The organism is Rhodococcus sp. T2V, from assembly GCF_029269925.1.
Classification (GTDB): domain Bacteria; phylum Actinomycetota; class Actinomycetes; order Mycobacteriales; family Mycobacteriaceae; genus Rhodococcus_F; species Rhodococcus_F koreensis.
In genome coordinates, this window is record NZ_JARJBD010000208.1 from 1 (window position 1) to 4,577 (window position 4,577).

General features: G+C 67.1%; 4 protein-coding genes and 1 pseudogene. 2 read left to right on the forward strand and 3 right to left on the reverse strand.

What is annotated here, in order from left to right; genetic code table 11:
- Positions 1-792: 792 nt before the first annotated feature.
- Complete coding sequence (locus tag P3H15_RS53015; protein ID WP_276144670.1) at positions 793-1,110, forward strand: hypothetical protein; 318 nt, start codon at positions 793-795, stop codon at positions 1,108-1,110.
- Between the two features lie 112 nt (positions 1,111-1,222).
- Here P3H15_RS53015 and P3H15_RS53020 read toward each other — a convergent pair whose 3' ends face one another.
- On the reverse strand, positions 1,223-1,465 hold the full coding sequence (locus P3H15_RS53020) for a hypothetical protein (protein WP_276144667.1): 243 nt from the start codon (positions 1,463-1,465) through the stop codon (positions 1,223-1,225).
- 367 nt (positions 1,466-1,832) lie between these two features.
- On the opposite strand from P3H15_RS53020, the gene P3H15_RS53025 reads away from it, so the two are divergent.
- Complete coding sequence (locus P3H15_RS53025; RefSeq protein ID WP_276144668.1) at positions 1,833-2,000, forward strand: hypothetical protein; 168 nt, start codon at positions 1,833-1,835, stop codon at positions 1,998-2,000.
- A gap of 112 nt (positions 2,001-2,112) precedes the next feature.
- Here the strand turns inward: P3H15_RS53025 and P3H15_RS53030 are convergent, their stop codons facing one another.
- On the reverse strand, positions 2,113-2,337 hold the full coding sequence (locus P3H15_RS53030; protein ID WP_276144669.1) for a DUF3263 domain-containing protein: 225 nt from the start codon (positions 2,335-2,337) through the stop codon (positions 2,113-2,115).
- A gap of 1,068 nt (positions 2,338-3,405) precedes the next feature.
- Positions 3,406-4,034: pseudogene (locus tag P3H15_RS53035) on the reverse strand (pyridoxamine 5'-phosphate oxidase family protein).
- Between the last annotated feature and the right edge of the window lie 543 nt (positions 4,035-4,577).

The window sequence follows — 4,577 nt, forward strand, 5'->3', positions numbered from 1 at the left end:
TGTCGATGACGTCGGCGAGACTGCTGGAACTGGGTCCGCCTGCCGTGGTCATGCTTGACTCCTTGCTTCTGTTCGCCCACCGCGCGGCGCCGCAGCCGCAACTCCGCCCCCCAGGCAGGCTCCATCGCCCCGGCGCCCCGGAAGGCCAGGGGTGCACGCGGGGGTCGGCTAGCGACTACCCGGAACGGGCCCAATTCAACCGGTCAAAGACGGGACCGGTCAAAGACGGGAGAGGACTGCGCAATTCGGACCGAGGAACAGTCCACCCGGTCGGATCCGCCGGCACCGTCCACGAAAGGTGTGCTGAGTTTCCGTGGACCGCCGAGAGGGCAAGTGCCCGTGAGATGGCACCCGAATGCAAAGTCGGCTCGACCCTCCTGGGACGGACCGGCACAGGGCACCGGGCCGGTGCGGGCATCGGGCGGGGCCGTCGGCGGGCCGGACGGATACCCCAGGCAGGGTGCGTCGGAACCGGTGCTGGGGTTTGCGACGGATCGTGTGATTGCCGGTGACGTCGGCCGCGGCAGGCCCACTTCCGCGATCGGTCAACAACGCCGACGAATGGCTGAAAACCCAGTACCCACGGCGCACGCACGTCAACACCCGGCGATATGTGTGTCTGCATCCTCGACGATCAGTCGCGCCCGGTTCGAAGTGCTGGTTACGGGGAAAGCGGTACTTGTTCACAGGAGGAGTGCCCCGCAAAGGGTGCGCGGAATGTCCAACGTCTTCGCACCGCTTCCGGAGCCGGCGTTGCTACAGGAGTCGGGGACTTCCACGGATGAGGTGAGCATGATGAACAAACTCGCAGCGCGCACGGCCATCGCGACGGCCGTGATCGCTCCCGCGATAGTCCTCGCGGCAGGGACCGCGTCGGCGGTGCCGGCGTTGAGCGTCGGGGCCGGCGCCCAGGGAACCGTGACCGTCACGGTGCCGGCCGGCGAGAACTGGACCTGCTTCGGCTTCGACTCCGGCTTCAACCTCAAGACCGGTGCCTTCGCGCCCGGGGTCGGCACGTTGAGCGGCTTCGCGAAAAACTCGACCGTGACCGTCTTCTGCTTCGGCGGCACCCCACCGTTCTTCTTCACCGGCAGCGTGACGGTGAGGTAACCGGTCGACCGCCCCCGGGGCCACGGGCACGAGGGGCCCCGGGGACGGTCTCGCGCTGGTCGGCAGTCCACGGGGCCACCGGCCCGATCCCACCCGTGCCCGGGGTGGGCGGTCAGGCCGGGTCCGCGGTCAGGCCGTCGGTGTAGGCGAACACCAACCGTCCGTCGTCGAGGGCGACCGCCCACCGGTGCACCGGTGGGCATCGGTGCCCCCGCTCCCCGGTGTCGGTCAGCGCGGCGAAGTCCTCCACGATCCGACCGGTCTGCGCCGGTTCGGACGGCCGGCGCACCCGCAGCCGCGCGCCCACACGCAGCGCCGCGGGCCCGGGTTTCGGGGTGTGCGTGCTCTCGGACATCGGTCGGCCTCTTTCCACTCCGGCCACGCACCCGGATCCTCAGCCGCCCCGGAGGTCACGGCGCTGCCACGCATTCCCCCGGGGGGCTGCGGCGAATCCGGCGTAGCCGGCCCGCATCCGGGTACCCGCTCAGTACGTTGACCCGGGGCTCGCGCCAGACCCGCCGGGGCAGCCAGCCCCGGTTCCGGTCGCCAACCCCTTCGGCCGCGGGGCGCCCGACGTCGTACGCGCCGAGGCCGAGTGATCGCCCACCCCGCCCCGGCCGCGTACGGCCCTTCCGTAACCTCGTGAACCACTCCGACGCACACCTCTCACGCGAGGAACGACTCGACCTCCTCAGGCCTGATGACCTGCGTACCGTGAGTAGATGAAGTCGACATCACCTCCGAACGAGCTCGCCCGCCGGTTGGCCGAGCGGGAAGAAGTGGAAGTCGGCATTCTCGAACTCGAGGGCCTGCTGGCGAAGGTCAGACGCCGCCTCGACGAGGTGTCCGCCGAGATCGACTCCCTCCAGCATCGAGTACCACCGAGCTGAGCGAAGATCACACCCCACCCCGAGCTCGGAACCTCGCCTCCCAACTCACGATGCTGTTCCGGCGCCGAGCCGCGGCACCGACGACGAGGGGGCTGATCGGAGCGGGGCGTGGTCAGGATCCTGCCCAGAGGCGTCGGCGAGCAACGGCCTTCATCGTCTCGACCAGTTTCGGTTGCAGCGGTGTCGGCGGGTCGAGTTCGAGGTTGGTGTGCAGTTCCCGGAAGAACTCGGTGGAGCTCATCCCAAAGTCCGCCAGGATCGTCTCCTCCGGGCCGCCGCCGTGGCTGTACCAGCGTAGTTCGAAGGACACCATCCGGTTCATCTGTGCGATGCTCATCTGACCACCTTTCCCGTGTCGTCGTGATGTGTGTGAGGGGTGAAGTTCGACGCGCGATTCGGGGCGGGGGCCGACCTGATCGGCCACGAGTTTCTGGACGCAGTCATCGACGAGTCGAGTTCACGGTCGCCACGGGATTCACCGTCGCCGAGGGACTGCGGGTGCCGCACCGGGCGGGTTCAGAGCCTGTCATGCAGCCTTCCCGACACCCGAGCGCCCCGCGAGCCACATTCGGCGTACGGCGGCAAATTTGTCGGCGAATTTGCGGATTGCGCACGAACTTCATTCAGGGGTCACAATAATTCTTTTTTGACACCAGTAGCGTTTCCTCGACGCACGAACGGCGATATTCCGGGCCCGCTCGAGCAATTGTTCGGATCCCGCCCCTGGGCGTCGGTGAGCATTCCGCCGGGTGACCCGCATCGTTGTCGACAACCAGACCCGCACCAGGACCGACCGGGGGTGGGTCGGCCGCCGACTGCGGCGAGGACCCAACCGACAACCGATCGCCCACGACCACACATACGCACAGTATGCACAGTTCAGCAGGGTGCTCGGCTCACGTTCGGCGAGCCGAGCACCACTGCTGTCCCGTCCTACGGTGCAGCGCTCCGGTACGCTGCGGTCGGTCAGCCGATGCCGCCGCCGAGGCCGAAGCTCACCTGAAGCCACTGGAGGAATGCGTCGAGGGCGACGTTGAAATCAATTCCTGCAGAACCCATGCAGTTCCACTCCTTCTGTCATATCGGGTATCCACGCGATCGTTATTTCGCGCTTATGCGCCTTATCGGATGCACCCGTCGGCCGCGTTTCGCATAAACGTAAATTTCCCAGTGTATGAAATTAAACAACCGACCAGATTCATTTGCCCCGGGGGAACTCACGATCACCGGCACCCGGCCTGAACTGCGGATCGCGAACGTCACCGCTCTCGGTCGCGTCGCCGCCGTGGAGGCGCCGGGCCCGCCATCACCCGGGTTGTTCCTGGACGAGTCGGCGGCCTCCACCCCACTCGGCCGCGGGTATCGGCTTGCCCACTCGAGACGCCGTGGTGGAGGCGGCCGTCAACTACCTCCTCGGTGCTAGCGCGGACTCCGCCGTCACCCGGTCGTACCGCCGGGTGCCTTTCGCGTCGAAGTAGTCACCGCCCTTGCGTTTCGCGTCGTCGGTTCCCCGGTCTCGTGGGACGGAACGGGCTCCATGCGGGGAATGTGCTTGCGGCAGTGAATGTATGCCTCTTCGACGGCCACCATCACCCACCGCTGCGGGATGCGCCCCGGCGCGCAGTCGCCCGGTAGATCCGCAAGTTCCGAGCGCAGCACCTCGTCCTCGACGATCCGCGCCGCGCCGTTGATGTGCAGCCCGTGGACGAAATCGACGAGCACGAGTCCGACGTGCGGATTCTCGGCGATGTTGCCGAGACTGGCCATCACCCCGTTGCCTCGGTACTCGGGGTAGGCGAGGGTTTGGGGGTCGATCACATGCAGGAATCCGGGCGCGCCGGCGCGCAGGCTGTTGTCACATTCACCGGCCGCGTCCGCGGTGGCGACAAACGCGATCTCCTGGCGGCCGACGAAGTCGATCATCGCCGGAGTGAGATGGTCGAGCACCTGTTCGGCATAGAACCGGGCGGCACGCTCGACGGTGCCGTACCGATGCTGGAGGTGTCGTTCTCCGGCGCTACCGAGCTGCCTCATCTGTCTCTCCATTACGGTTCGGCATCATTGGCCGGTTCACCCCACGGGACCACGGGCGCCGTCGCGCCGCGTCACAACACGGTGGGAGGGCTGAAACGCGGGCGATCCCCGGACAGGCATCGGTCGGTGACCTGGGCATACCGTGAATAGATCAAGACCACATCCCCTCGACACGAGCATGCCCACCCACGGGCCGAGCGAGACGAGTGAGTTGTGGAAATCCCGTGTCGGGTTCTTCACTCTGCGACCGACCTACGACGCTCATGCCCCTCGGTACGGTCCTCGTCGACGCACCGCAATGCTGTGAGCCCCCTCACATAACGGCCGGGTAACGGAAGGGCAACGGGACGGCGATACGCACGTCTCGTCGCCGCGAGCTGGGAAGGGTCCTCGCGCGGTCAATGCGGCCCCGCAGCAGGCGAAGACACTCCGCGTTATCAAATGGTGACATTGTGGCGTTCGGCCCGTTACCGTCGTCACCGGCCGAGGAAACATCGGCCACGTCCGGCCCGCCGCGCCAAACCTCGTCCCGCGGGTACCGGA